Below are 26,115 nucleotides of genomic sequence, written 5' to 3'. Positions count from 1 at the left end.
AGTTACTCCGCTTTTTTTAATAGTTTCATAACGTCATCGGGACGATACATGATCACGTTACCGATTTTAGAGAAGCCGATCTTACCGCTATCACGATAATTCTGCAACTGTCGTTTCTTGATATTAAGCAAAAAACATACGTCAGTAGCATCTAACCACTTCTCGGCTCTCTTGTCGCCAGCATTGCTGCATAGCTGCTCCAACTTTTGGGTAAGAGCCTCGAAGCGTGCCATCATCAATTCAAAGGCACTCTCTTCAATATTTAAAATTCTCATTGTTTTAGTGATTTAATCGTTAATAATTTATCGAGTTAAACCACCACTAAAATCCATAACAAAATGATGCCCTTCGCTTTTTTTCGCCTTATCCAAGGGCGAGCTTCAGGACTTCGAGGGCAAATGTAGCAAATCTTTTTTGATAATAACAAATCCGGCACGCCAATGGGTTCTTATTCACTAAATTGCTCCACTTTGCTATCTTAACCAACTGGGCTATCTGCACTTTCAGTGATCGCACTGCCGACTCCACAAATTTAATCTGCCAAGTTGGTCACTCCGCAATTTAACGCAAACTAAACCGACTCGATGGAGGCAACCAAATGCAATTTGCAACCAGATAGTGAAGAGTTATCCGATTCATCTAAGTTGCTTGTATATTGAAAATTAACACTATTACTTTGCTCTGGAAATCGTGTCGAGCGAGTGAACTCGGCACAGCAAAATAGTATTAATTTAACAAGTAAAAACGATGTCAGACAATTTAGAAAAATTCATCACACCGGGACAGACTTTTGATTTGCCAAAAGAGAAAACTCCCCCTTTCGCAAATGAGCGAACCCAGCAGGGTGTACCAACTTTACCTACTACACCCACCACGCAAGGCGAACAGATTAAACGTAGTTCGTCCAAGCAACGCAGAGCATCTATGGAGGAATATCAACAAACCTATCTCACTACTCCCAAGATAGTTGATAGGCAGACCATATTTATTAGCCGAACTCTACGAGATGAAGTCGATATAGTCGTCAGACGGTTAGGAGATAGAAAACTAAGTGTATCGGGCTTTGTAGAAAACCTTGTCCGTGCGCATCTAAGTGACTATGCCAGTGAACTTGACGGGTGGAAACGAATGTAGCACACTAAATTATCGAAGATTCATAGGTTCGCCTTTCGGGGCGAACTCTATATCTTGATTAGAGATATAGGCGAGGTGTGTTTTCCGCTGCGGAAAACCTTTTGCGCAACGCAAAAGCCTCGCCCATAAATGGGGTAGATATACTCCGAAGTCGTATATCAATAGAAAATAGTATGAATAGAATAAAGAATAAAATGGGTGGCAGACCACCAAAAATAGACCCTGCCAAGAATCGTATCAGTGTCAATTTGAACGATGTTGAGTATGCCGATTTCTTCACGCTGTATGAGAAATCAGGAGTTCATAGTATGGCATCATTCATCAAGGCACGGATATTTAACGAGACCTTTCGGATGGTAAAAGTTGATGGATCGTTGCTTGATTACACGCAACAACTATCCTCTTTTTACAACCAATACCGAGCAATCGGGGTTAATTACAACCAAACTGTCGCAACTCTAAAGAGCAAATTTGAGGAGCGAAAAGCTCTGGCAATGCTCTATAAATTGGAACAGCAGACGATAGAGTTGGTTCAAATCAGTAGACAAATTTCAGCATTATCACTAGAATTCAAAGAACTATGGTTGCAAAAATCAGCGTCAGCGGATCACTCGCAGGGGCAGTAAATTACAATATGAACAAGCTCAAAGCCGACACAGCTAAGATTATTCTAACCAATAAAATGCTCTGTCCACAGCAAGGCGAAGTGTTCAAAGCGAGTGATATGATGAAGGACTTTGAACTCTTTATGCCCCAAAAATACCGCACTGAAAACCCTGTTTTTCACGTATCGCTCAACCCACATCCCGATGATAAGCTATCGGATGTGGAGCTTTCGGCAATAGCCGAGGAGTATATGAAGCGTATGGGATATGGCTCTCAACCTTATGTCGTTTTCAAGCATCAAGACATAAGTCGCCATCATCTCCACGTCGTTTCGGTGCGTGTGAATGAGAAAGGAAAGAAGATAAACGATAAATTCGAGAGACGTAGAAGCAAAGATATAACTCGTTCTTTGGAGCAAAAATATGGACTACACACAGCCGAAAAGGTGTCAAAAGAGAAAAAGCCAGAGCTTAAAATGGTGGATGTTAGTCAGGGAAATATCAAAGAACAAGTTGAAAATGTTGTTCGTGAGGTAATCGACAAATACCACTTTATTACTTTCAATGAGTATAAAGCGGTGCTAACGAAGTTCAATATCGCAGCCGAAGAGGTCAAAGGCTCGCACTATGGCAACCCATTTAGCGGCATCGTTTACTCTGCAACCGACAATGACGACAACAAGGTTAGCAATCCATTTTCGGCAGCAACGCTTGGCAAATTTGCAGGTAGCGAAGCGTTAGAGAAAAAATACCAAGCTTCAAAAGAGTTTCTGGAGAAAAGTCGTCCGGCAGCTCCATTGAAGAGAACGATCAACCAAGCATTTGCAGGAGCTACCAACAAAGATCAGCTTCGCTACAACCTATTCCAAAGTGGCATCGGTGTAGTATATCGAGAGAATGCAGCAGGTCGCCTATATGGTGTTACTTTCATCGATCATAATACTGGCGTTGTTCTCAATGGTTCATGCTTGGGCAAAGAGTATGCAGCAAACGCAATCGTCGATAGGCTCGAAAATACTCCTCAATATGAGCATCTAACCACGACTGCACAAACTCAAGGCTCTGCCCCATTTACTCCACAGCAACAGCCCCTGCCAAGGCAAGAGACACAACCAATTCACCGCACGGAACAATACCTCGAAAGCGGTAATATTGGTAACTCTATCGGTTCGCTCTTCGAGATCCCGATATTGCCTAATGGCGACGATCCAGAGGAAGAGATGTTCCGCCGACGAATGCAACGTAAAAAGAAGAAAGGAAGGCGAATGTAGCGCACAGATTTCCGCACCCAAAATAGGTTGATAAATAATTGTTTGGGAAAGCCATACAAGTTGTTGCCTTTTTTAATATCTTTGTACATTAGGTCAATAAAATGTCAAAAATGAAAGAGCTAAATAGATTGAAAGTAGTGCTTGTGGAGCAGAAAAGGACAGGTAAGTGGTTGGGGGAACAACTAAAAAAAGACCCTGCTACAATTTCTCGATGGTGCAATAACCACGCACAACCATCCATTGAGACGCTAGATAAAATAGCTGAAATTTTAAATATTGACCGCCGAGAATTACTGAATAAAAGCAAGTAACTACTTATTGAACACTAAAAAATTACAGAATGACAAGTACAATACAAAGAGCCGAATTGCAGGCTAAGATATGGAAAATAGCCAACGAGGTACGTGGTGCTGTTGATGGATGGGATTTCAAACAGTTTGTGCTGGGTGCACTCTTCTATCGTTTTATAAGCGAAAATTTCACGAACTACATTGAGGGAGGTGATGATAGCGTTGACTACGCTAATTTACCTGACAGCGTAATAACGCCGGAGATTAAAGATGATGCTATTAAAACGAAAGGGTATTTTATCTATCCCAGTCAGCTTTTTGTAAACGTTGCAAAAAACGCCAATACAAATCCCAATCTTAATACAGACCTAAAAGTGATTTTTGACGCAATTGAGAGTTCTGCAAATGGTTATCCGTCCGAACAAGATATAAAAGGATTGTTTGCTGATTTTGACACCACCAGTACACGACTTGGTAATACTGTTGAGAATAAGAATAGCCGTTTAGCAGCCGTCTTGAAAGGCGTAGAGGATCTGAATTTCGGGGATTTCGAAGATAATCAGATAGACCTATTTGGCGATGCCTATGAATTTCTTATCTCTAACTATGCGGCTAATGCAGGAAAGTCGGGAGGTGAGTTTTTTACGCCCCAACACGTTTCCAAGCTCATTGCACAGCTTGCTATGCACAAGCAGACAAGTGTTAATAAGATATATGACCCTGCCGCAGGTTCGGGCTCATTGCTTTTGCAAGCAAAAAAACACTTTGACAATCATATTATTGAAGAGGGGTTCTTTGGTCAGGAGATAAATCACACGACCTATAACCTTGCTCGTATGAATATGTTTTTGCATAACATTAATTACGATAAGTTTAATATTGCACTTGGAGATACGCTTAGAGATCCTCAATTTGGTGACGACAAGCCTTTTGATGCCATCGTTTCTAACCCACCGTACTCGGTAAATTGGATTGGATCAGATGACCCTACGCTGATTAATGATGACCGTTTCGCTCCTGCCGGAGTGCTTGCTCCTAAATCAAAAGCAGACTTTGCCTTTGTGCTGCACGCCTTGAGCTATCTTTCGGGTAAAGGTCGAGCGGCTATCGTCTGCTTCCCCGGTATATTCTATCGTGGAGGTGCGGAGCAGAAGATTAGAAAGTACTTGGTAGATAATAATTTTGTAGAGACCGTTATTTCACTGGCTCCAAATCTATTTTATGGCACTTCAATAGCTGTAAACATTTTGGTTCTTGCTAAAAACAAGCGAGATACAAAAACGCAGTTTATAGATGCAAGTGGCGAAGATTTCTTCAAGAAAGTAACGAATAACAATGTGCTTGAGAAGAAGCATATTGAGAAGATTATGTACATCTTCGACCGCAAAGAGGATGTTGAACACATAGCAAAATCAGTGGACAACAAACGAATTGCCGAGAACGATTATAACCTTTCTGTTAGTTCTTATGTGGAAGCTAAGGACAATCGTGAAATAGTGGATATTAAGAAACTAAATGCTGAAATTTCAGAAACCGTGAAGAAGATAAATACACTCCGAGCTGATATTGATGCTATTGTAAAGGAGATTGAGGCATGAGCTATTTAGATAAATTATTAGATGGTGTTGAGGTTGAGTGGAAAGCCTTAGGGGAGGTAATTAACCTCGAGAAAGGGAAACAACTTAACAAGGAATTACTTTCCGAAAATGGACTTTATCCCGCTTATAATGGTGGCGTTTCATTTTCGGGGTTTACTGATTTATATAACTACAATGAAAATACTATTATAATCAGTCAAGGGGGTGCTTCCGCAGGTTTTGTCAATTTTGTCACCACAAAGTTTTATGCGAATGCACATTGTTATGTAGTCTTACCAAACATCAATAAAATTGAAAGTAGATTCGTTTATCATTTCTTAAAGCAAAACCAAGAAAGGTTGATGACTAAACAACATGGTGCTGGTATCCCAGCATTACGTACTAATGAAATTTTAGAAATCCAGATTCCTATTCCGTGTCCTGATAATTCTGAAAAATCGCTTGCGATTCAGAAAGAAATTGTTCGTATCTTAGATACTTTTACGGAGCTTACAGCGGAGCTTACAGCGGAGCTTACAGCTCGCAAAGAGCAGTATAACTACTATCGTGAAGAGTTTTTTAATTTTGACAAGGGTACGGTCGAGTGGATGTCATTAGGAGAAATTGGCGAATTTCAACGAGGTAAACGATTTGTTAGAACTGATATAACTTCAGATGGAGTTCCTTGCATCCATTATGGCGAAATGTATACTCATTATGGGACTTGGGCAAATGAAAGCAAGTCATTCCTTAGTGAAGAATTAGTTGACAATAAAAAACTAAGAATCGCTGAAAAAGGTGATGTTGTTATCGTAGCTGCAGGCGAAACAATTGAAGATATTGGGAAAGGCACAGCTTGGTTAAGTGACAAAGGTGTTGTTATACACGATGCTTGTTTTTCATATAGAAGTCAGTTAAACCCTAAATACGTAGCGTATTTTACACGAACTAAACATTTTCATGACCAAATAAAGAAACACATCTCGTCAGGTAAAATTTCTGCGATTAATGCAAACGGTCTAAGTAAGGCAATAATTCCTATTCCTGCACCAGAAGAACAAGAACGTATAGTTTCTATTCTCGATAAGTTTGACACCCTCACCACATCAATAAGTGAGGGTCTGCCAAAGGAAATTGAACTACGCCAAAAACAGTATGAATACTACCGAGATATGTTACTAACATTTCCAACCGATAACATAGAGGTATAATATGGGACAGACATTAACAGAAATAGCGCAAACTCTTAGAGATGCGGATAAAAAAGTACAGCTAATCTATGCCTTTAATGGCACAGGAAAGACCCGTCTATCGCGTGAGTTTAAAGAATTGATAGCTCCCAAAGAAGTAGAAGAAGAAGATCCAGAAGATTCAGGCGTTAAAATGCTTTACTATAATGCTTTTACCGAAGATCTATTCTTTTGGGACAATGATTTGGATGCCGATAAGAATAGAAAATTGATCATCCGTCCCAATGAATTCACTAACTGGGTATTGCGTGATGAAGGACAGGGAAATAATATTATAACTCACTTTCAGCGTTACACAAATGATAAATTAACGCCTTATTTTAATGAACAATATACCACAAAAGATAAAGATGGTAATGATATTACTATAAAGGCATATTCTGAAATAACCTTCTCTATTGAAGGTGGTAATGAACAAAAGATTGAGAATATAAAGATTTCAAAAGGAGAAGAGAGCTGCTTAATTTGGTGTGTTTTTTACAGCCTACTTGAGCAAGTTATTGAGGTTTTCAATGATGCCATAAAGAATGAGTCCGAACCTGATAAATTTAAAAAGTTGGAATATGTCTTTATTGATGACCCTGTAAGTTCATTAGATGATAATCACTTAATAGAATTGGCTGTAAATATAGCGGAGTTAATAAAATCAAGTAAGTCAGATTTGAAATTTATTATAACAACGCACAATCCATTGTTCTACAATGTGCTTTTCAATGAATTTGATCATCAAGACTCACGTTATGGCTTTAAGGTAAAACATTCAAAAAAAAGACGTTTAGAAAAATTGGATGATGGCACTTTTCTACTTGAAGACGCCAAAGATTCCCCTTTTTCTTACCATCTTTTCCTTTTATCTGAATTAGAGAAGGTTACGGTGTCAGGTGAGATTCAAAAGTATCATTTTAATTTTCTTCGTAATATCTTAGAAAAAACATCTACATTTCTCGGATACGGCAAATGGGAAATGCTTTTGCCTGAAGAATCACGGAGTGCGTATTACAGTAGAATACTTAATCTATCCAGCCACTCTAAACATCATGGAGAAGAGATTTCTGTTGTAGAAGAAAATGATAAACGGGTGTTAAGGTTCCTAGTAAATGAGGTGATAATACCCACATATCATTTCAAATCAAGTATTAACAATAACGAAGCAGAAGGAAATGACACAGTATAGAACCATAGCAGAATCGAAAAACTTCATAGTTCTTGATGATTATGCCAAGTATTCAATGGTGAGTGAGCCTCCTGTTGGTTATCAAACGGAATTTGCCCTTGAACGTGAGTTTATACAAGACGTAATCAACCAAGGATACGAAAATCCCACGATAAAAAGTGCAGAAGCTATGCTTGCCAATGCAAGAGTACAGCTTCAAGAACTTAACAATATGGTGTTTAGTGATGGCGAATGGGCTCGCTATGTTGAGGAGTATTTGGATAAACCAAGTGACAATCTCGTTGAAAAGACGAGAAAGATACACGATAACTATATCTATGACTTTGTATTTGACGATGGGCATATCCAAAATATCTACTTAGTGGACAAAAAGGATGTTACTCGTAATAAATTACAGGTAATATCACAATTTGAGCAAATGGGAACGCACGCCAATCGGTATGATGTTACCATATTGGTCAACGGGTTGCCATTGGTGCAAATTGAGTTAAAAAAGCGTGGAGTAGCTATTCGTGAAGCCTTTAATCAAGTGCATCGCTACACAAAAGAGAGTTTTAATAAAGAAAATTCTCTATTTAAGTACCTGCAAATCTTCGTTATCTCGAACGGTACAGATAGCCGTTATTTTGCAAATACTGTAGAGCGAAATAAAAATAGCTTCGACTTTACAATGAACTGGGCGAAAGCCGATAACTCGCTAATCAAAGACTTAAAGGATTTTACGGCTACATTCTTCCAAAAGAACACACTCCTAAATGTGTTGCTCACCTACTCGGTTTTTGACACCAGCGACACGCTCCTCATAATGCGCCCATATCAAATCGCAGCAACAGAGCGTATCTTGTGGAAAATCAAAAGTTCCTTTCAATCGAAACAATGGTCTAAGCCCGAAGGTGGCGGATATATATGGCACACAACAGGCTCTGGGAAAACACTCACCAGCTTTAAGGCGGCAAGACTGGCGACAGAACTTGACTTTATTGATAAGGTCTTCTTTGTTGTGGATCGCAAAGACTTGGACTTTCAAACAATGAAAGAGTATCAAAGATTTTCTCCCGATAGTGTAAACGGCTCAGAAAGCACTGCAGGTTTAAAAAGAAATCTCGACAAGGATGATAATAAAATCATTGTTACCACTATTCAGAAGCTAAATAACTTAATGAAAAGCGAAGGTGAACTATCAATCTATCAAAAACAGGTTGTTTTCATCTTTGACGAATGCCACCGCTCTCAATTCGGGGAGGCTCAAAAGCTCTTAAGAAAGAAGTTTAAACGATACTATCAATTCGGCTTCACCGGAACGCCGATATTCCCCGAAAATGCTTTGGGAGATGAGACAACCGCAAGTGTGTTTGGACGTGAATTGCATTCGTATGTCATTACCGACGCAATCAGAGATGAAAAGGTGTTAAAGTTTAAGGTTGATTACAACGATGTCCGACCTAAATTTAAAGACTTAGAATCAGAACAAAATGAAGAAAAGCTAAGTTCGGCGGAATTTAAGAAAGCGATGCTTCACCCTGCTCGTATAAAAGAGATATCAGAATATATCTTGCAGAATTTCAGAATCAAAACACACCGAAACCAAGGGGGAGGTAAAGGTTTTAATGCGATGTTTGCCGTAAGTAGCGTTGATGCTGCAAAATGCTATTATGAAGAATTGAACCTTCTGCAAAAGGATAGTGAGAAACCTCTCAAAATTGCGACAATCTTCTCTTTTGCTGCCAACGAAGAGCAAAATGCAGTAGGTGAAATACCAGATGAGACCTTTGAGCCATCAGCAATGGATCTGAGTGCAAAAGAGTTCCTAACAAAGGCTATTGATGATTATAACAGAATGTTTAAAACAAGTTATGGTGTTGATAGTAAGGAGTTTCAAAACTACTATCGTGATCTTGCTAAACGTGTAAAGAGCAAAGAGGTTGACCTTATTATTGTTGTAGGTATGTTCCTTACGGGATTCGATGCTCCTACACTCAATACGCTATTTGTAGACAAAAGCTTGCGTTATCATGGGCTTATGCAAGCATTTTCTCGCACCAACCGAATTTATGATGCTACTAAGACTTTTGGTAATATCGTCACTTTTAGAGATTTGGAGGCTGCCACCATTGAAGCTATTCAAACATTCGGGGATAGTAGTACAAGGAATGTAGTGCTTGAAAAAAGCTACAAAGAATATCTGGAAGGTTTTACAGATATTGTTACAGGTGAAGCCCGTAGAGGTTATATAGAGGTTGTAAAGGAGCTAAACGAAAAGTTTCCAAGTCCGGAGGAAATAGTCACAGATAAAGATAAAAAGGAGTTCACAAAACTATTTGGTGAGTATTTGCGTGTGGAAAACATCCTGCAAAACTACGATGAATTTACGCACCTCAAAGCACTTCAAGCAATAGATATAAACGATCCTCAAGCCATTGAAGCATTCAAAGAGGCTTATTTCGTAACAGACGAGGATATTGCCACAATGCAAGAAATTGACATATTGCCTGACCGCACGGTTCAAGATTATCGCTCTACTTATAATGATATTCGTGACTGGTTAAGACGGGAGAGAAGTGGCAAAGAAGAGGATAAATCAAAAGTCGATTGGGACGATGTAGTCTTTGAGGTCGATTTGCTAAAATCTCAAGAGATAAACCTCGACTATATTCTCGAACTAATCTTTGAGCATAATAAAAAGACCAGCGACAAAGTTGCATTGATAGAGGAAATTCGTCGTGTTATTCGTGCCAGTATCGGAAACCGAGCCAAAGAGAGCTTAGTGGTTGATTATATCAACGAAACTGATATTGACGCTATCTGTGATAAGCCAAGTATTCTTGATTCGTTCTACAGTTATGCGCAAGAAAAACTGAGAGAAGAGGCAGTACAGTTAATTGTTGATGAGAACCTAAATGAACAAGAGGCAAAACGCTACATATCAACCTCTTTGAAGCGTGAGTATGCAAGCGAAAACGGAACGGAACTCAATAGTATACTGCCTAAAATGAGTCCATTGAATCCTCAATATTTAACTAAAAAGCAAAGTGTATTCCAGAAGTTAGCTTCTTTTGTTGAGAAGTTTAAGGGTATAGGAGGGCAGATTTAAAAGTAGTCAGGGTTGATAGAAACATTATCTACAAAATTGACATCTACGACTTTAAAATTTAAATCGATGAAATGATTCATAAATTAATAACCTGACGAATAGCAAAATAAAAATAATCAAAAAAAATAAATATGACAGCGCAAGAATTCATTTTTAACACTCCGTTATATCAAAAAATATCCCTTGATGAGATTACATTTTGGGAAGAGATCTTGAGGGAAGGTGGTATATATGATGGTTATAATCCATTTCAAAAAAAAGAATCCACCTTCTCTTTAATCAAAGGGATATGCAATTATGAATCAGGTGATTTTAACTCGAAATTGATTGAAGAATCAGGGGCTAAGAGCATGATATTAAGATGTGGCAGATATAAAGATTTGCTATATATCTATGTTTATTTCGATGTTACCCAGAAAACCATCACAAAAATTGGACAATATCCATCAATTGCAGATATTCATATAGGAGAGATAAAACAGTATAAAAAAGTTTTGTCAAACGAAAAGCTTAGGGAGTTTACTCGTGCCATAGGTTTAGTTGCTAACGGTGTAGGTGTTGGATCTTTTGTCTATTTACGACGTATATTAGAATCGCTTATTTTTGAAATAGCAGAGACTGTAATAGAAGAATGCCGAATAAATAGAGATGATTTTGAAAAGGCTCGTATGGATGAAAAGATTGATATGTTGAAATCAGAACTACCATCTTTTTTAGTAAGCAATCAAAAGATATACGGAATCTTAAGTGCCGGTATTCATGAATTATCAGAAGAGGAGTGCTTGAGTTATTTTGACATAATGCGTGTAAGTATTGAACTTATACTAGACGAACGACTTGAGGCTTTACAGAAGACTGAAAAGACAAAAAAAGCAGCAGCAACATTAGATATTATTACTGCAAAAATAAAAGCGTCTAAACCGTAGTAAAATAATTATGACTAAGTTACAGAAACTATACAGCACGATTCAGAATCTAAAGGAGTTGGGACTGGAGCTGGGAGATGACCTTTTGAAACAAACATCGGAGTTGGAACAAGAGATTATCAAGAATGAGATATTACCTGTTGTCTCTGAAAGGGTTGAGCCTATAATTAGTCAAATTCAACGAGAACTGGTCTTGGTGGTTGATTATGTTCCGAATGAGCCTTTAAGTGTTCGTATTTCACGAAAACGGAACTTCACGGAGCAAATGGAGACTATCGAGATCATTCCAGACCCACAAGTGGAACACAATGTAGGGAAAATCAAACGCAAGGTAAGTGGTCGAGCGCAGAATACAAATCTACGTGTAACGTTTCCAGACGGAACAGTCTTTGAGAATCGCTTTGCGTTAGATACGCTCAAGCAGGTCGTTCAACGAGCAGGAGTTGATAAGGTGCGAGAGTTGGGTATCATTCAATGTGGTGTCCCTCTCATCTCAAATACATTGGATAACGCCTATTCAAGTTCACAAAAAGACATAGCTAAGGGCTGGTATCTTATGACCCTAAGTTCTACCGCAACTAAAAAGCAGCAAATCGAAAAAATATCTGAAGCATTGAATCTTAATTTTATAGTGGATATAATATAATATGGAAACTTCAGAGTTTAAAAAAGAGTTTGGCAAGTTACTAAACGAAACCATTCTGCAAGGCGGATTAACCAATGAGCAATATTTTGAAAGACTAGCACCAATAGAAAATCTCGTTGCGTTGAATACTCCATCAGAATTATTCAGATATAGATCCTGTAATGAATTAAATATAGACTCATTTGATAAGGACACAATTTGGGCTGTAAATCCATCTAAATTTAACGATCCTCACGATAGTCTGTTCTTTTCTAATCGAGATTATCTGTATAATAGTGTTTGTTTTGGATTTTCTACTGAGTTTAGAATAAATCTTTGGAAATTCTTTCACGAACATAAATGTCTACCTGATATATATCATAAAATGTATGGTAAAATATTTGTAAAACAGATTGAGCAACGATTATCTGAAATAACTATTGAGGAAGCAGAAAATGCAGATATAACACCTCCATCTTTTAATCAGGTGTCATCTGTAATCAATGAGGCGCAGAATTTTATGCGAAACAATACAAAAATAGCTTGCCTAAGTGAGCGCATAGATAACAGTCTAATGTGGGCTCATTATGCAGACTACCACAAAGGTTTTGCTTTAAAATATAATTTCTCAAACAATGCACCTAAATGCAAATGCGATAGTTGTGATGTCACAAATCGTTCTCATTGCCCACAACGTAAATATGTAAAACTCTATCCTGTTATTTATTCAAATCAACAATATGATGCGACTGAATTTGTGGAGTGGTATATGGGCTTTGCTAATGCACATTCATTAAACATAGAGTTTACATTACAAAAACCAGATAGTTTATATGCCGAAAAAACTTATTTGAACAAATCTGAGATATGGAAGTATGAGTGTGAATGGAGACTGATATGTGATTGCAGAAATAATGTAGGAGTAGATTCTATGGTGTTGGAAAACAATAAGCCAACAGCAATATATTATGGGGCTCAAATTTCTCCAATTAACAAGAAGATATTACAAAAACTATGTGAAAGCAAAAATATTGAGCAGTATGAAATGTATATAGATTTCAAAGCAGATAATTATGAATTGAAAATGAGATTGATATCTTAACTTTATGGCGCAACAAAATAAAATACAGCTCTTTGAACAGAAGAAGGTTCGTACCGTTTGGGACGATGAGCAAGAGAAATGGTATTTCTCTATTGTCGATGTGGTTGCAGTACTTACAGATAGCCCTAACCCACGAAAATATTGGAGTGTGCTTAAAACACGACTGAAAAAGGAAGGAAGTGAGTTGACTACAAATTGTAGTCAACTGAAAATGCGTGCAGCAGATGGCAAAAACTATCTTACCGATGTGGCAGATACAGAGCAACTATTCCGTCTAATTCAATCCATCCCATCGCCAAAGGCAGAGCCTTTCAAACAGTGGATGGCACAAGTGGCGAGTGAACGGTTAGATCAGATGCAAGACCCAGAACTTTCGATTGAGCAGGCGATGACTGATTATCGCAGGCTTGGATATTCAGAGAATTGGATCAATCAACGCATCAAGTCCATCGAGATACGCAAAGAGCTTACAGATGAGTGGAAGCGATGTGGATTGGAAGAGGGTGTGCAATTTGCAACACTTACCGATATAATTTACAAAACTTGGAGCGACCACACTGCAAAGGAGTATAAGCGATTGAAAAATCTTAAAAAGGAAAACCTTAGAGATAATATGACCAATCGCGAATTAGTTTTGAATATGCTTGCAGAGTTAACAACTAAAGGTATTTCAGAAAACAGTGATCCTCAAACGATGCAAGAGCACACAGAAGTAGCTGTTAAAGGCGCAACGGTAGCTCGCAACGCACGCATAGAGATGGAGCAAGTTATCGGAGAGAAGGTCGTAACATCACTCAACGCCAAGTCAATTCATAAAAGCATTGAGGATAAAAACGAAAACGAGTAAATCAAATATATGGGTGGATTTCTTGTAAATTCATCCATTTTTTATACCTTTGTCTTCACGAGCAAGGAACGTTATAAGCAGCAAATCTGCGATGCAATCACAAGCAATAAACAGAATGCACCACGTTGCAAATCCGTTAGCACCTCACCCTAAGCTCTATTGTAAGTATCTGAATTACAAAAACATATAACGTTTCCTGTTATATGCTATCAGAAAATAAACTGTTCACATAGGATAGCATGTTTCAATTAAAGTAGAATATGTTTGTCAATCAACTACTTATTATAACCACAAATATAAACAAAATCTGAATCAAAAAAATTTTATTGCAAGAAAAAACACAAAAAAAGCTGTACCATTTGCAGGCACAGCTTTCTACATATCAAAGTGGAAAATTATTTAGCCAATTTATTGTCTGAGCCAAGTACATTAAGGATTTTGTGCTTGTACAGTTTTTCCATATTATCACGAGCCGGGCCCAAGTATTTACGTGGGTCGAACTCAGCCGGTTTTTCAGCAAATACCTGACGGACAGCAGCAGTCATAGCCAGACGACTATCAGAGTCGATATTAATTTTGCAAACTGCTGACTTAGCAGCTTTACGCAATTCTTCTTCAGGAATACCGATAGCAGCTTTCAGTGCACCACCATATTTGTTGATAGTTTCAACTTCTTCTTCAGGAACTGAAGATGAACCGTGAAGCACGATTGGGAAGCCCGGAAGTTTCTCCATTACAGCATCCAATACTTCAAATGCCAAAGGAGGAGGAACCATACGGCCAGTCTTCGGATCAATGTGGCACTGTTCCGGAGTAAACTTATAAGCACCGTGAGAAGTACCAATAGAAATAGCCAATGAATCACAACCTGTACGGGTAGCGAAATCAATTACTTCTTCAGGGTCAGTATAAGTGTGGTGGTCTGAAGAAACTTCATCTTCAACACCTGCCAATACACCAAGCTCACCTTCTACAGTTACATCAAACTGATGAGCATAGTCTACTACCTTCTTAGTCAGAGCAACGTTTTCTTCGTAAGGAAGATGAGAACCGTCGATCATTACTGAAGAGAAACCTGAATCGATACAGCTCTTGCAAGTTTCAAAAGTATCTCCGTGGTCAAGATGCAAAACGATTTCAGGATGAGCGCAACCCAATTCCTTTGCATATTCTACAGCACCCTGAGCCATATAACGCAATAAAGTAGCGTTAGCATACTGACGAGCACCTTTAGATACCTGAAGAATAACCGGAGATTTTGTTTCTACAGCAGCCTTGATAATGGCCTGCATCTGTTCCATATTGTTGAAGTTAAAAGCAGGAATAGCATATCCGCCTTTAATAGCCTTAGCAAACATCTCTCTTGTGTTTACCAGTCCTAAATCTTTGTAATTTACCATTTTGTTTAAAAGTTTATTGTTAGTGAATAAAAATTCTATGCAAAAGTACACATTATAGTTTTAATACAAAACCAAAGCGTAAGAAATATCCTCGATAATGAGTACAAATCAATCCTATTTCAGAGTCTTAAATATCATTTAATAGTCGATTGTAATCTCTACGTAGCAAAGGGAGAGCTTATTTCTTCAAATAAATAATAGTCGGCAAATGATCACTATAACCATTCAGCCAAAGTTTTCCGCCATGTGTACGCAAAGGCGAACCTTTGTACTTTCCATCCTGCTGAAAAAGATATTCACGGATAAAGACCTCATTGTGATCGTATTTCAATCCTTTTTTGGCATTGAGCAACGTAGGCGAAATAACAATCTGATCAAACAAGTTCCACTTGCCACGATAAAGCAACGTGCCTACTCCTTTATCTTCCAGTGTTTCCCACCAGGGATTGAACATATCATGTTTCTTCACCTCTTTCTTATATTTCTTTGCACCCAGGGTAGCCATACTCTGATCCATCGGATCATCATTCATATCTCCCATAACAATCAGTTTCAATTTCTTATTATCTTGTTGCAAAGAATCGATCAATGCACGTACCTGTCGGGCAGCATGTACACGCACAGGTTCGGCAGCTCCACGCGAAGGCCAGTGGTTTACAATAAAACAAACGTTATCTCCCGCCATCTTACCATTTACAATCAGAAAACCCCGTGTTTTGTGTATCGTATCTCCTTCAAAAGGGGTAGAGAGTACCAATTTACTTGATGAAACCGTAAATTGTTTCGGATCATAAAGCAGTGCACAATCAATCCCCCGCTTATCCGGTCCTTCATAATGTACAATCTCATAGCCGGAAGAAGCCAATGCAGGTTGCTTCACCAAGTCGTCAAGCACTCGCCTGTTTTCAGCTTCAGCCACACCGATAGCAGCAGGACCACCAGGAACTTTATCCCGGGAGATCTCACCCAGTACTTTCGCCAAGTTCGTTAACTTTGCCATATATTTTTCAGTATTCCACTGTTTGGGTCCGTCCGGCAGATATTCAAAATCATTCTTACCAGGATCATGGATAGTATCAAACAAGTTTTCAAGATTATAAAAAGCGATGCTATACAAGCGCTTTCCAGATTCCTGTGCCCGTCCGCCAATAGCAATCAGCAACAAAAAGTTCAATGCAATAATCAGTTTTTTCATATTATAAATAATTTAATAATGTGCTAATATGCCAATGTGCCAATTACTATGCAGTATCATAGCGCAGCCAATTGGCGCATTGGCATATTAGCATATTGGCACATTATTCTCCACAAAAGTCTTAAAAAAAAGCGAGAATCATTGTTTTTTTCCCAATCTTTTTTCTATTTCACAGAAAAGCATTATCTTTGCGCACTGAAAATGACCATTACACTATTCTTACCAAATAGTAAACGATATAATAATTAAAAAAACAAATACTGAAATGAAAAAAGGTATTCATCCAGAATCATACCGTCCGGTAGTATTCAAAGATATGTCAAATGGTGATATGTTTTTGTCTCAATCAACAGTAAACACTAAAGAAACCATCGAGTTCGAAGGTGAAACTTATCCGTTGCTGAAAATTGAAATCTCAAGTACTTCTCACCCGTTCTACACTGGTAAATCTACATTGGTAGATACAGCAGGTCGCGTTGATAAGTTCATGAGCCGTTACGGTGACCGTAAGAAAAAATAATCCGTTAGTCGGTTGACCATAAAAAAGAGGAAGTTTCAAATGAAACTTCCTCTTTTTTTATAGATATTCATTGATCAACCGGGTAAAAAATATATCTTTGTATACAAAAACATATCCTAAACAACAACAAGCAATATATTCTCCTATGAAGACCTATATACAAAGTACAGGCTTAATACTCTTTTTATTCTCATGCCTTACGCTCAAGGCCGGTAACTCTCTTTTATTTCATCCCGATTCTGTACCAGCTTCCATACAAGCACTCGAAGAATATTATCAAAAGCCCCAGGAATATATCAAACACTGGAATATACTAAAGGCAAGGGCAGATTCAATAAATAGTGTAAGGGATGAGTTCTTTTTGTACAAAGACAGAAATTATTTTCACTATATAGGTGGAGAGATAGACAGTCTACGTAAATACACAGCCATAGTAAAAGATCTATGTCTGAAATACAAAGACATACATGGATTTTATTACAACTGGCTCCTACTTAGCGAAGGCTATAATAATGTAGGAAATGGAAAGGCTGGTACTTTTGAAAACGAACAAATGTACAACTATGCCAGAGAAAACAAGAGTGAAACAGGTATGGCATACAATCAGTTTGCCATTGCTTCCGGTTATCTTGCAGCCAGAGACAATCAAAAAGCAGAACCATACCTCATCCAGGCCATGCAGAAATTCTATCAGATGAAACGATGGGATATCTATGCCGTATTGGCCTCTAATGAGATAATTCTTCTGTCGGCAGCAAATCGCGAAACAGAATCTCAAAAAGTATTCCAACAATTAGACTCACTTGCCAATTTAGCTTTGGCAGGCAAATTACATGGATTCCCACCCAGAAATATTGCCATGACCAAATATCTGGTATTCGGTAAATGCGTCAGTAGCGGCGACATAAAAACATTCAAAAAATATCTGTCCGAGCTGGAAGAAGTATATAGAAAATATCCTTCTATCCCCCGGTTCTATCTATTTGACAGCAAACAGACCTACGCATATCTGATGAAAGATTATATTATGCAGGCTGCTTATATAGATTCGTGTGCCAACTACTACAAATTGCGAAACAGTAAAGAGAATATGAGGCGTATGTATCTGAACGGGGCAAATGCACTTGCCATGGCAAACAAATACGATGAAGCCTACCACAAACTGATTTCAGTGATTGAGTTGGGAGATACCCTTTCATGGGAAAAGACCCAGAAACAGCTGAATTATCTATCGACCAAATATGATGTCAATAAGCTAAAACTGGAGAAGCAGGAACTCAGTCTGAAAGCACGTAATATGCAATTATTACTAACCATTGGTATTGGTATAATCTTACTCTTTATTCTGTTTTTCCGCATGACTGTTTATAGACGACAATTAAAATTGAATGCCAAGATACACCAACAGGATTTACAATTGATTGCAGCAAACGAAAAAATACAAAAGGCAAATGAGATGAAAAATGTATTCATACAAAATATGAATCATGAAATCCGCACTCCATTAAACACGATAGTAGGTTTCGCTGATTGTCTGGCAACTCCTAACACCTTTTCTTCTGATGAAATAAAAGAAATCAGTAACACAATAAAAACCAACAGCGACCATCTTTTAAGACTTATCAGCGATATGTTATCCATCGCAAGTCTTGACAGCGACAGTGAAGAACCAATGAAGAGTTCTTTCTCTGTCAATGAATGTTGCAACCATGTCATCGATGAAGTTAAAGAGTTTGCAAATACCAATGTTCATCTGCATGCCACTCTCAAAGAAGAAGACTTTACAATGATCTCCGACAAGAAAATGATTCATCAGATACTGTTCAACTTATTGCACAATGCTGTAAAGTTCACCTCTGAAGGCGAAATTGAACTAAGTTATGAGATCACTCCTGATAAAAAAGAAATCCATTTCCTGGTACGTGATACCGGAATAGGTATTCCTAAAGAAGAACAAAAGAAAGTCTTTGAACGATTCTACAAAGTAAATTCATTTACACAAGGTTCCGGATTAGGATTATCTCTTTGTCAGATTCTGGTTCAAAGGCTTCAGGGTAGCCTCTATCTTGACAATGAGTATAAAAAAGGAAGCCTGTTTGTATTTATACATCCGCTTTTATAAGAGGTAAACATTTTTGTAACCCAATGATAAAACTTTCTGGTATAACGCATTGCTATACCAAAACTCCTTCGTACTTTTGCAGCCGTTTTTATTATATATCTTTATATGATAACATTTGATTCCCACAAATGGGTATCACGCAGCAAAAGCGTCCTCCATTTTATTACTGATCGATGTAAAGCCTTTTGGAGCTGGTACACAAACCTTTACCACGAAGCTCGTTGGTATAAAAAAGTAATCCTCTCTTGTACAACTTTTCTTGTTCTGTTCCTGCTTTATTTGGGTATGGTGGACATCAATTTTTTATGGATGTTTGGTAAATCTCCCAGCCTGTCAAGCATACACAATCCGAGTCAGCCGATAGCTTCAGAAATCTATAGTGCGGACAGTGTGCTTATCGGTAAGTTCTTTCGTGAGAACCGTAGTCCGGTGAAGTACGAAGAGATATCTCCAAAACTTATCAAGACGCTGATATGTACAGAAGACGAACGGTTTTATAATCACTTCGGAATAGATATCCAAGGAGTTTTCTCGGCCATTAAAGATATGGCACGAGGGCAGGCACGAGGCGCAAGTACCATTACCCAACAACTGGTAAAGAATATGTTTAAGGTGCGCTCTCAATATTCTACAGGGCTATTAGGAAAAATCCCGGGAGTGAAATTGCTGATAATGAAATCTAAAGAGTGGATTACTGCTGTCAAGATAGAATGCTTTTATACAAAAGAAGAGATCCTGACCATGTATCTCAATACGGTAGACTTCGGCAGTAATGCTTATGGCATCAAAACAGCCAGCAGTACATATTTCCATACCAACCCTCAAGATATAACTTATGAACAGGCAGCTACACTTGTGGGGTTACTGAAAGCAACGACCACTTACAACCCACGTCTCAATCCCAAAAACAGTCTGAAACGTCGTAATGTAGTACTGGAAAATCTATTGACTCACCAGATTATAAGCCAACAAGAGTTTGATTCACTCAAACAGATTCCTATCAAGCTGAATTATAACGTTGAAAGTAATTATGACGGACAAGCTCTGTACTTTCGCGAAGCCATTGCCGAAGAATTGGAAGAATGGTGCAAAGAGAATAAGATAGATCTCTATGCCGACGGATTGAAAATATACACAACCGTAAATGCCCGAATGCAAAAATATGCCGAAGCAGCTGTGAACAGACAAATGCGAGTGATACAACGCAATTTTGACAACCATTGGGGTAACCAGAATCCATGGCGCGACCGTAACCATCAGGAAATTCCACATTTTATAGAGGACCTTGCCACCCACACCATTGCCTACAAACAACTGGCAGAAAAGTATCCCGATCAGCCGGACTCTATTCACTACTATCTGAACCTGCCACATCGCCTAAAGGTGTTTGATTATGAAACCGGAACACGAGATACGACTATCAGTACTATGGATTCCATACGCTATATGGAACGTTTTATGCACTGTAGCTTTGTAGCCATAGAACCACAAACCGGATATGTAAAAGCATGGGTGGGTGATATAAACTTCAACTCCTGGAAATATGATAAAGTTCTATCCAAACGCCAACCGGGATCTACCTTTAAACTTTTCGTTTATGCCACCGGATTAAACAAAGGCCTTTCTCCTTGCGACGAGCGAATTGATGAAAATGTAGTATGGGATGTTATCGAAAAAGGTAAACCTACCCAGTGGATTCCCCACAATGCGAACGGAATGGCTACCGGAGATACCATGTCAATAAAATGTGCGTTTGCCCGTTCTGTAAACACGATTGCGGTACAGGTGGCCAAAGAAACAGGTATTCATGAAGTGGCTCGGACAGCCAGACTCATGGGCATAAACACACCGCTTGAAGAGACACCGGCACTCAGCCTGGGAGCCTCTGACGTATCATTGCTTGAGCTTGTTAATGCCTATACAACAGCTATTAATGAAGGAAGAGCACATGACCCGATACTCATCACCCGTATTGAAAATGCAGATGGCAAGGAACTTTTCAAGTACCAGTCTCAGCAGGAAATACAGGCTATTCCCTACGAAACCGCTTTCTTGCTTACAGACATGCTCAAAGGAGGACTGACTGAGCCGGGTGGTACATCCAAAGCATTATGGGCGTATGATCTTTTCCGCTATGACACAGAATTCGGAGGTAAAACAGGAACCTCCTCCAATCATTCTGATGCCTGGTTTGTTGGTGTTACTCCCAACCTGGTGGGAGGCTCGTGGGTAGGAAGCGAACATCGTAGTATCCACTTTCGTACCGGAGAGTTGGGACAAGGAAGTCGTACTGCGCTACCCGTTTTTGCTTACTTCATGGAGGGTGTATTAAAAGATAAACATCTCACAAAGTATAGAGGAAAATTCCCTAAACCTAAAGAGGTAATCCATAAATCATACGGTTGTCAAGGGATTTATCATCCCAAAGATACAGATTCGATAACGGTATACCTGCCCGATAGTCTGGCAGGAAGTGAAGAGGATATGCTTACAAGTTTTTAAGAAAACACAGATTAACGCTAATTATCGCAGATTTAATCTTTGCGTAAGTTAGCGTTAATCTGTGTTTCTAAAACTGCCTTTTAACAGCTTTATCAGGCTTTTGATACATTCCTGTAAGTAATTCGTGCTCGTTTACTTCATTATCTTACAAGAACCAACTTTACCATCTTTTGTCTGAATACGGGCTACATAATATCCTGAGGGTAACACAGAGAGTCCCATAGAAGTAACATTTTCCTGCTTCTGTACCATCATGCCATTAACAGAATAGATTTCTACAAAATCAGCCTCTCCATTGATTACCAATTCGTCCAGACTATTATTATAATAACCTAGAATCTGATCCGAATTGGCTACATTCTCCTCAATACCGGTAAGTATCGGTTTGAAACTGGTATAAAGACGGAATTCATGAGCCGGAACTGAAATGCTCTGTGCTACAGTTGACGACGCGATATTCAGTGTAGAATTCTCATCCATAAAGTCGTACCATACACCTGTTTTAGGAAATACAACCGAATAGTCACCAGCAACAGCCGTAAAGTTACCAGCAATAACAATGGCTCTATCCTCTGTAGTAATTGTTATGAAACGTCCCTTATTCCAATTCGTATTACCACTTACTTTCCAGCTGAAAGCAACATCAGGAGTAAAGAGTTCCGGATACGAAGTTCGCAGATCCATTAACTTGCTATACGTATCATACAATCCTTTACGCGTTGTATTCTCAAAATAGTCCCAGCGAATCGGTTTAGGATCAGTACGATATGCACCACCATCATCAACCACTGTTCCATCCGAATTACTGTTTATAGAATAGTCATATCCTAATTCTCCCAATTGCCATATCATCTTAGGTCCTGGTACTGTAAAGAAGAAGGCAGCATTGGTAGCAAGTTGTTTCACACGATTTTCCAGATTATTATCATTCACCGGATTGGCACTGGTACCTCCTCCCTTGATACTTTCAGTACCCCATTTCCAGGCTTTAAAAGAAGTACGTTCCTCATCGTGACTTTCCATATAGCCCATCAGGCTATTCACAGGCATATTGGATGTTCCTCCATACAACCCGGAAAAATTAGATTTATCGGGCCATCCCATAGCCGACTCACAATAAGCGTAGTTCATATTTCTCCAAAGCATAATGCCAGCCTCTCCCAACTCTTTTTCTTCTGTAGTTCCATCCGTCAGATGCTCTATAATGACATAAGCATCCGAATTGCGTTTCCAGATTTCTGAAGAAATCCGTTTCAGGTTCGCAATACGTTCCGTATCGTACTTATTGGCCCACGTATCCTGAGGAGTATTGGAAAATCCTTTGGTAAAGTCATAGCGAAAACCATCTACCTTATATTCTTTCATCCAAAAACCGGCCACACTATCCACCAACGCACGGGTATAGGTGCTTTGATGATTAAAATCATACCCCCACTGCAAATCCTTATTGGGAATATTGGATTCCTTATTATACCAGGGATTATCCGCCGAAGGAGTTCCATCAGCATCACGATAGAGTAAATAAAATGGAGATTGTCCGAAACTATGGTTCAAAACAAGGTCTATAATCACTGCCATCCCCTGTTGGTGACATTCGTCAACAAAAGCACGCAACTCGTTCTTTGCTCCATAATACTTATCTACCGCAAAATAGAATGAAGGATTGTATCCCCAACTACTATTACCTTCAAACTCATTCACAGGCATTAATTCAATGGCATTAATCCCCAACTGTTTTAAATAGGACAATTTATCTTTTGCTGCACTGAAAGAGTGCTCTGTAGTAAAATCACGGATATGCATCTCGTATACCATCAACTGGTTTCTATCAGGTTTCCTAAATTCAGTCACCTGCCATTGATAAGGGGTCTGCCCGGTCTGAAGCACAGAAACGATACCTTCTGCTTTGCCTGTGGGATACGGTTTCAAGTCGGGATACACAGCCGGAGAGATATATGGATCATTCCAGGGATCAAGTACTTTATCTGCGTACGGATCGGCTATATAAATCGTACCATCCACTACATACTGAAAAGCATATTCCTTTCCTTTTTCCAGATCGCTCAATGTAATCCAGAAAAACTCTCCATCCTGTTTCAGTTGATATTCCGATTTAAATTGCCAATCATTAAAGTCGCCAACTACATATACGGTTCTCTTTCCTGGTGCCTGCAATACCAAAGTGGCCTGCGTATCATTTAGATAATTTATACCTGGACGTGCTCCCTGGGGGAGAATCCCCTGCTCTGTTTCTCCCAAAACAGTTACCACTTGAGTGGCAATAGCTGTTTTACCTCCCGTCGTAGCTTCCACACGTAGTTCAAAAGTTCCGGTCTGCGAAAAAGTGTGTAATGATATTATTTCCTGAACATTGGTTCTGGAAACAATCTGCTCATTTGCTACAAACAATTTCATATCTGCCAATACAGAAGCTTTTGCTCTTATAGGAAGCAGATCACCCAAATTCAAAGTGGTAGCAACATCCGGTTGTTCAAAACGAACAGTAACTCCTTCTCTGTGCACATCAATAAAAATATCCCCTCCATCAGCAGTTTTTCCTGTTTTAGAGCCATCTTCACTTCGAAAAACAAACGCCATCTTAAAAATTGTCTCTCCAGCATGTACTCCATAATATTCGCGAATACTGGGAGTTAGCTTGAATTCCCATTTATTATTTCCCAATGAACGCATTTTATACTTTTCAGAATTATCTCCCCATTTGGAAGGAGCATATTTCCAATCGGATTCATTCTTACTATTGTTCGTAATAACACCTGTATGCGCATATACATTTCCGGTATATCCTATCAATCCACCCGATCCCAACGAAGCGTCAAAAACAACAGTTACTTCTTTTCCTTCCAGTGGAAAATCCGGAGTAGTTGTCACAAGTTGGGCGCTGGCAGTAAAAATTCCTCCGAAAACGATCAATAACAAAAAATAAATCTTCTGCATAAACATAAATGTTTTAACTATAAAGGTCATCCGGTGTGGATGACCTTTATAGTTATTTTAATATTCCATTAATTAACGCTACCTGTACCAGTCTTAAAATCAAGTCTTACAGTCTGACCAGCAGCAACTTCTGTCAATTTCATTGCATCTTCCCCACCCCTTCCACGGTAAAATATCTCACCATCTTTCAAGGTAAATTCAGACTGCCACCACTGACAATCAAGAAGTTTTACACACATACGCAACACGCCATTATTAGGACAAGCCGGAGAAATAAAAATATTTTCTTGAAGAGTAAACGCATTAGTTTCCTTTATATCCCATGCACCTACACAATCACCAATCAGAAAAGGTTTCACTTTTTCCAGAACAATCTTCTTCAAAACCGATTGTTTATCTTCAGAAAGGGTACAAACAATAGCGACCTGATAGAAACCTGCTTCTGCAATATTCATATTAGATCCACCAGTAGCATGTTCACCATAGTCACAAGGTTCATCGTTTGTTGCACCAAATTCTCCGCCATCCCAGTCTCTGTTTGAGTTAAATTTCAAGCCTGCACCTGCTTCAAAATAGAAGATTCCGAAAAATACTCCATCAAGATCCTGAAGCGAAGTCAGTTCGGGAGCAACGCTCCAATTCCAATCCGCAGAGAACGGACTGCCGTTAATATACATATGTTCCGGTAAAGTAGCTGTTGAAGTATCTTCTTTGGTCAACTTAGCTGTTCCTGTTACATCCTGCGTATTCAAATTAATAACCAATGTTACATCATATTCGCCATTCTTGGCTATTTTAAAGTTTTTACCGCCGCCAACACATTGAACCGCTTCTGTTCCCAATTCAATATCGCCATCATTTTCTCCTACACTACCAAAATTGGTATGAACCCTGGCTTTTACATCGCCATAAGGAAGAGAAGCTCCCCAATCGCCCGAGAAGCGATATTTCAACTGCTTATTACTAAGCGTACCGGACCATTTTGAAGTAACAACCAATCCGGCAGGATCAAAAGACATTTCCATTACTGTTTCACCATTCCATGCATTAGGAGTAGCATCGCCAATAATACCTATTTTTGCAGGAATAACAGTCAACTGGCGCTCTGTATTATTCATAACAACATAATACAAACCATCTTCGGCAACAGTAAATCCTGCACCACCTTCTTTCAAGTTAACCGTCTCAAACGGATCGGTAGAAGTAACATCTCCTTTTCCATACGCAATCCCCGAATCGGTAATAGTAAATTCACCACTTGCTTTTAGCCAGGTAAGGATACCTATCATATCAGCTTTTTCATCGAATCCGTCTCCTTTATCCAAAGGAATCTCTTTTAAAAGAGAAGCTTCTCCAACTTGCGGATAAACAGTGGCAGTACCTGTAATGTTGATGGTTTGAGGTGGTTCCGGTTCATAAGGAATAATTCTCCAGTTCTCATTATCCTTGCAACTGGTATTAACCATCATAAGCAACAGTCCGGCTACCATATATTGAATTATCTTTTTCATAACATTTCTTTATTATAA

20 protein-coding genes are annotated in these 26,115 nt (G+C 38.9%); 15 read left to right on the top strand and 5 right to left on the bottom strand.

Features of this window, described 5'->3' with window-relative positions; translation table 11 throughout:
- Positions 1-2: 2 nt before the first annotated feature.
- Positions 3-275, bottom strand: coding sequence for a helix-turn-helix domain-containing protein (locus QX565_RS01590; RefSeq protein WP_289290883.1), 273 nt, complete (start codon positions 273-275; stop codon positions 3-5).
- A 472-nt stretch (positions 276-747) separates the two neighbouring features.
- Between QX565_RS01590 and QX565_RS01585 the strand changes: the two genes are divergently transcribed.
- The 12 genes from QX565_RS01585 to QX565_RS01530 all read left to right on the top strand — a co-directional run bounded on the left by QX565_RS01585 (position 748) and on the right by QX565_RS01530 (position 13,892).
- The gene (locus QX565_RS01585) at positions 748-1,134 is read left to right on the top strand and encodes a DUF3408 domain-containing protein (protein WP_289290882.1); all 387 of its coding nucleotides are present in this window, start codon (positions 748-750) and stop codon (positions 1,132-1,134) included.
- Positions 1,135-1,307: 173 nt separating this feature from the next.
- Positions 1,308-1,760, top strand: a complete 453-nt coding sequence (gene mobA / locus QX565_RS01580; RefSeq protein WP_289290881.1) for a conjugal transfer protein MobA — start codon at positions 1,308-1,310, stop codon at positions 1,758-1,760.
- Complete coding sequence (mobB, locus tag QX565_RS01575) at positions 1,715-3,010, top strand: conjugal transfer protein MobB (protein ID WP_289290880.1); 1,296 nt, start codon at positions 1,715-1,717, stop codon at positions 3,008-3,010. Before mobA ends, mobB begins: the two co-directional genes overlap by 46 nt.
- Before the next feature lie 101 nt (positions 3,011-3,111).
- A complete protein-coding gene (locus tag QX565_RS01570) occupies positions 3,112-3,321 on the top strand; it encodes a helix-turn-helix domain-containing protein (protein ID WP_289290878.1) in 210 nt (69 codons plus the stop codon).
- Between the two features lie 29 nt (positions 3,322-3,350).
- Positions 3,351-4,898: a type I restriction-modification system subunit M gene (locus tag QX565_RS01565; RefSeq protein WP_289290876.1), complete on the top strand. Its 1,548-nt coding sequence runs from the start codon at positions 3,351-3,353 to the stop codon at positions 4,896-4,898.
- Positions 4,895-6,088, top strand: a complete 1,194-nt coding sequence (locus tag QX565_RS01560; RefSeq protein WP_289290875.1) for a restriction endonuclease subunit S — start codon at positions 4,895-4,897, stop codon at positions 6,086-6,088. The genes QX565_RS01565 and QX565_RS01560 overlap by 4 nt, the downstream gene beginning before the upstream one ends.
- Position 6,089: 1 nt before the next feature.
- Positions 6,090-7,301, top strand: a complete 1,212-nt coding sequence (locus QX565_RS01555) for an AAA family ATPase (protein WP_289290873.1) — start codon at positions 6,090-6,092, stop codon at positions 7,299-7,301.
- On the top strand, positions 7,288-10,392 hold the full coding sequence (locus QX565_RS01550; protein ID WP_289290871.1) for a type I restriction endonuclease subunit R: 3,105 nt from the start codon (positions 7,288-7,290) through the stop codon (positions 10,390-10,392). Before QX565_RS01555 ends, QX565_RS01550 begins: the two co-directional genes overlap by 14 nt.
- 131 nt (positions 10,393-10,523) lie before the next feature.
- Entirely contained in the window at positions 10,524-11,318 is a 795-nt protein-coding gene (locus QX565_RS01545) for a hypothetical protein (protein WP_289290869.1), read from the top strand.
- A gap of 10 nt (positions 11,319-11,328) precedes the next feature.
- Positions 11,329-11,964: a hypothetical protein gene (locus QX565_RS01540; RefSeq protein ID WP_289290867.1), complete on the top strand. Its 636-nt coding sequence runs from the start codon at positions 11,329-11,331 to the stop codon at positions 11,962-11,964.
- A 1-nt stretch (position 11,965) separates the two neighbouring features.
- Complete coding sequence (locus QX565_RS01535; RefSeq protein ID WP_289290865.1) at positions 11,966-13,045, top strand: DUF2971 domain-containing protein; 1,080 nt, start codon at positions 11,966-11,968, stop codon at positions 13,043-13,045.
- Positions 13,046-13,049: 4 nt separating this feature from the next.
- Positions 13,050-13,892, top strand: coding sequence for a BRO-N domain-containing protein (locus QX565_RS01530; RefSeq protein WP_289290863.1), 843 nt, complete (start codon positions 13,050-13,052; stop codon positions 13,890-13,892).
- Between the two features lie 395 nt (positions 13,893-14,287).
- Here QX565_RS01530 and QX565_RS01525 read toward each other — a convergent pair whose 3' ends face one another.
- Positions 14,288-15,292 carry a class II fructose-bisphosphate aldolase gene (locus QX565_RS01525; RefSeq protein ID WP_002561098.1) on the bottom strand — a complete coding sequence of 335 codons (1,005 nt, stop codon included), beginning with the start codon at positions 15,290-15,292 and terminating at the stop codon, positions 14,288-14,290.
- 178 nt (positions 15,293-15,470) lie between these two features.
- Positions 15,471-16,487: an endonuclease/exonuclease/phosphatase family protein gene (locus tag QX565_RS01520; RefSeq protein ID WP_289290860.1), complete on the bottom strand. Its 1,017-nt coding sequence runs from the start codon at positions 16,485-16,487 to the stop codon at positions 15,471-15,473.
- A gap of 265 nt (positions 16,488-16,752) precedes the next feature.
- Between QX565_RS01520 and QX565_RS01515 the strand changes: the two genes are divergently transcribed.
- The 3 genes from QX565_RS01515 to QX565_RS01505 all read left to right on the top strand — a co-directional run bounded on the left by QX565_RS01515 (position 16,753) and on the right by QX565_RS01505 (position 21,631).
- Complete coding sequence (locus QX565_RS01515; protein WP_002561096.1) at positions 16,753-17,007, top strand: type B 50S ribosomal protein L31; 255 nt, start codon at positions 16,753-16,755, stop codon at positions 17,005-17,007.
- 145 nt (positions 17,008-17,152) lie between these two features.
- Entirely contained in the window at positions 17,153-19,129 is a 1,977-nt protein-coding gene (locus QX565_RS01510; protein WP_044166657.1) for a sensor histidine kinase, read from the top strand.
- Positions 19,130-19,234: 105 nt separating this feature from the next.
- On the top strand, positions 19,235-21,631 hold the full coding sequence (locus tag QX565_RS01505; RefSeq protein WP_223381332.1) for a transglycosylase domain-containing protein: 2,397 nt from the start codon (positions 19,235-19,237) through the stop codon (positions 21,629-21,631).
- 132 nt (positions 21,632-21,763) lie between these two features.
- On the opposite strand, the gene QX565_RS01500 is transcribed toward QX565_RS01505, so the two are convergent.
- Both QX565_RS01500 and QX565_RS01495 read right to left on the bottom strand, forming a co-directional pair.
- Positions 21,764-24,586, bottom strand: coding sequence for an alpha-amylase family glycosyl hydrolase (locus QX565_RS01500; protein WP_025867029.1), 2,823 nt, complete (start codon positions 24,584-24,586; stop codon positions 21,764-21,766).
- A 68-nt stretch (positions 24,587-24,654) separates the two neighbouring features.
- The gene (locus QX565_RS01495; RefSeq protein ID WP_195349073.1) at positions 24,655-26,097 is read right to left on the bottom strand and encodes a SusF/SusE family carbohydrate-binding protein; all 1,443 of its coding nucleotides are present in this window, start codon (positions 26,095-26,097) and stop codon (positions 24,655-24,657) included.
- Positions 26,098-26,115 lie beyond the last annotated feature (18 nt).

Source organism: Bacteroides sp. 41_26, assembly GCF_949740115.1.
Lineage (GTDB): Bacteria > Bacteroidota > Bacteroidia > Bacteroidales > Bacteroidaceae > Bacteroides > Bacteroides nordii.
The sequence above is the reverse complement of the archived record's forward strand: the minus strand, read 5'-3'. Positions and strand labels throughout refer to the sequence as shown.

What these genes read in the sequence shown, in the direction of transcription:
- QX565_RS01590 (WP_289290883.1), bottom strand. Translation starts at nt 275, where the DNA reads ATGAGAATTTTAAATATTGAAGAGAGTGCCTTTGAATTGATGATGGCA.
- QX565_RS01585 (WP_289290882.1), top strand. Translation starts at nt 748, where the DNA reads ATGTCAGACAATTTAGAAAAATTCATCACACCGGGACAGACTTTTGAT.
- mobA (WP_289290881.1), top strand. Translation starts at nt 1,308, where the DNA reads ATGAATAGAATAAAGAATAAAATGGGTGGCAGACCACCAAAAATAGAC.
- mobB (WP_289290880.1), top strand. Translation starts at nt 1,715, where the DNA reads ATGGTTGCAAAAATCAGCGTCAGCGGATCACTCGCAGGGGCAGTAAAT.
- QX565_RS01570 (WP_289290878.1), top strand. Translation starts at nt 3,112, where the DNA reads ATGTCAAAAATGAAAGAGCTAAATAGATTGAAAGTAGTGCTTGTGGAG.
- QX565_RS01565 (WP_289290876.1), top strand. Translation starts at nt 3,351, where the DNA reads ATGACAAGTACAATACAAAGAGCCGAATTGCAGGCTAAGATATGGAAA.
- QX565_RS01560 (WP_289290875.1), top strand. Translation starts at nt 4,895, where the DNA reads ATGAGCTATTTAGATAAATTATTAGATGGTGTTGAGGTTGAGTGGAAA.
- QX565_RS01555 (WP_289290873.1), top strand. Translation starts at nt 6,090, where the DNA reads ATGGGACAGACATTAACAGAAATAGCGCAAACTCTTAGAGATGCGGAT.
- QX565_RS01550 (WP_289290871.1), top strand. Translation starts at nt 7,288, where the DNA reads ATGACACAGTATAGAACCATAGCAGAATCGAAAAACTTCATAGTTCTT.
- QX565_RS01545 (WP_289290869.1), top strand. Translation starts at nt 10,524, where the DNA reads ATGACAGCGCAAGAATTCATTTTTAACACTCCGTTATATCAAAAAATA.
- QX565_RS01540 (WP_289290867.1), top strand. Translation starts at nt 11,329, where the DNA reads ATGACTAAGTTACAGAAACTATACAGCACGATTCAGAATCTAAAGGAG.
- QX565_RS01535 (WP_289290865.1), top strand. Translation starts at nt 11,966, where the DNA reads ATGGAAACTTCAGAGTTTAAAAAAGAGTTTGGCAAGTTACTAAACGAA.
- QX565_RS01530 (WP_289290863.1), top strand. Translation starts at nt 13,050, where the DNA reads ATGGCGCAACAAAATAAAATACAGCTCTTTGAACAGAAGAAGGTTCGT.
- QX565_RS01525 (WP_002561098.1), bottom strand. Translation starts at nt 15,292, where the DNA reads ATGGTAAATTACAAAGATTTAGGACTGGTAAACACAAGAGAGATGTTT.
- QX565_RS01520 (WP_289290860.1), bottom strand. Translation starts at nt 16,487, where the DNA reads ATGAAAAAACTGATTATTGCATTGAACTTTTTGTTGCTGATTGCTATT.
- QX565_RS01515 (WP_002561096.1), top strand. Translation starts at nt 16,753, where the DNA reads ATGAAAAAAGGTATTCATCCAGAATCATACCGTCCGGTAGTATTCAAA.
- QX565_RS01510 (WP_044166657.1), top strand. Translation starts at nt 17,153, where the DNA reads ATGAAGACCTATATACAAAGTACAGGCTTAATACTCTTTTTATTCTCA.
- QX565_RS01505 (WP_223381332.1), top strand. Translation starts at nt 19,235, where the DNA reads ATGATAACATTTGATTCCCACAAATGGGTATCACGCAGCAAAAGCGTC.
- QX565_RS01500 (WP_025867029.1), bottom strand. Translation starts at nt 24,586, where the DNA reads ATGCAGAAGATTTATTTTTTGTTATTGATCGTTTTCGGAGGAATTTTT.
- QX565_RS01495 (WP_195349073.1), bottom strand. Translation starts at nt 26,097, where the DNA reads ATGAAAAAGATAATTCAATATATGGTAGCCGGACTGTTGCTTATGATG.